We start from the raw sequence: 2006 nt of genomic DNA on the forward strand, positions 1-2006 counted from the left end.
AGGCATCTTCCCCCAATGTCGCTGAAATCAATGCTGTCACATTCTCAGGAGTTGTCGTTGTTGCAATGGCCAGTCTGATATCTGCCATTCTTAATTCTTCCAGCAATCTTTTAACACCCGGCCGTAACTGAATCGACTGACTCTCCAATAATTGCACATAGTGTCGGGTTTTCTCTGTATGCAATTTGGCAATCATTTCACTGTGTTCACCAGCATATCCGCACTGCAAATGGAAATTTTCCAGGTAATATTGAATACGCTCTTTGCCTCCGGTAACGGCCAGTAATTGACCATACAAATGCTCATCCCAATGCCAGTCCAGACCCGCATCGGCAAATGCGCGATTGAAGGCAATTCGGTGCCCATGACGCTCGGTTTCGGCCAAGGTCCCATCCACGTCAAATATAACGGCTTTTAAATGTTTCATCTGTCTCTTAATGTAAAAAATGCGTTAAAATAACTCGATTATTTTGCACATGCCAGAAGCTTCTGGTATAGATGCGCCCTTGTTTTTAGAAAGTATGAGGTTTGCCAACATGGACCCGAACCAAGATGATGTGAGTTTCACCCCGTACCAACCGGGTAGTGATGAAGAATACATGAGCAAAGATATGGTAAAGCATTTTCGGGGCATTCTCGAAAAATGGCGCTCACAACTCATGGAAGAAGTTGACCGTACTGTGCATCATATGCAGGACGAAGCAGCAAACTTCCCAGACCCAAATGACCGTGCAACTCAGGAAGAAGAGTTTACTCTGGAGCTACGCACGCGTGATCGTGAACGTAAACTGATCAAGAAAATTGAAGAGTCACTGATTGATTTGGATAAAGGTGATTACGGTTACTGTGAATCATGCGGTGTTGATATCGGTATCCGCCGTTTGGAAGCACGTCCCACTGCCACACTGTGTATAGATTGCAAAACACTGGATGAAATTCGCGAAAAAAATCGTGCCTGATTTTATCTGAAGACTCACCTCATACTTGAAAAAGGTAGGTCCTGAAAGCCCTGTGACAACACAGGGCTTTTTTTATCTTTCGTAGATATACAACAAATCCACCCCGCTTTGCGTGCCGGATTCAGCCTGCAGAGTCCAAATCTTGCTTAATGTATAACGCAACTGAACCGTACTCACCGGTTCAAAAATCCCGATACCATATCCCAAATAAAGTTTCGGAGACAAATATTTGCCAATTTGCACGGCGGCGCTCTCCGGACTTTCTCCGGTAAATTCGACCGAATCCAGACCAAAGGTACTGGCAATCTGATCGCTGATAGCATTGCCGTTGGATATCCCCAGATTAGTCGCTGCCGATGCCAGCAATGCTGCGTCGGCAGCACTGGCTTGCCCCAATGGACGACCAAGCACAATATAAGACAGGATGTCTTCCTGGCTCATCGACGGCACGGAAAACAGGTTTGCCTGAGGATTATTTGCAGGACCGGTAATATGAATACCCGCCTGATAGTTAGTGCCTTTACGGATAGCCTTGATATCCAAATCCGGATTGTCTATGGCCGCTCCGGAAAAGCGAACCTTACCATTATCAACAGTCAGTTCCCGCCCATAGGCGGCGTAACTGCCTTCATTAACCGTTATTTCACCATTACCCAGCAATAGCTGACCAGCATCACCGTATATGCGTAAATCTCCTCCCAGGCGTCCACTAAAGCCTAATGCCTTAATCATGACTTTATCGCCAAGCTGAACAGTGATATCCAGGTCCGTTGCCAATCGCATTTTTTCCTCATCAGCCTCTTGACCGATTATCACCACATCCTGACTGGGTGACACGGTGGTATTAAAATCCATGGGGGCCAGTTCTGCATTGGGAATTTTAACCGCACCACTCAATTTCGCCGTTTGTGGAGAAACCATTAGCTTCAGGTCTGGTGAGGCAATGACATAGGCTTCAGGCAGATTCATTACTTCAAGCTGCTCACCTTTTATGGTGGCATTGAACAGCCAGTCTGCATCCGTCATGGTGAAATCACCCGCCACTTC

General features: G+C 46.4%; 3 protein-coding genes. 1 reads left to right on the top strand and 2 read right to left on the bottom strand.

Features of this window, described 5'->3' with window-relative positions; all coding sequences use genetic code 11:
* On the bottom strand, nucleotides 1–427 hold a 427-nt coding region (locus tag B3O33_RS02795; RefSeq protein ID WP_292362882.1), incomplete at its 3' end, for an HAD family hydrolase.
* 109 nt (nucleotides 428–536) lie between these two features.
* On the opposite strand from B3O33_RS02795, the gene dksA reads away from it, so the two are divergent.
* Entirely contained in the window at nucleotides 537–959 is a 423-nt protein-coding gene (dksA, locus tag B3O33_RS02800; RefSeq protein WP_292359582.1) for an RNA polymerase-binding protein DksA, read from the top strand.
* A gap of 72 nt (nucleotides 960–1031) precedes the next feature.
* Here dksA and B3O33_RS02805 read toward each other — a convergent pair.
* A partial coding sequence (locus tag B3O33_RS02805) for a translocation/assembly module TamB domain-containing protein (protein ID WP_292362883.1) occupies nucleotides 1032–2006 on the bottom strand: 975 nt, incomplete at its 5' end.

Origin of the sequence: Methylophaga sp. UBA1464, from assembly GCF_002325665.1 — a bacterium.
Taxonomy (GTDB): domain Bacteria; phylum Pseudomonadota; class Gammaproteobacteria; order Nitrosococcales; family Methylophagaceae; genus Methylophaga.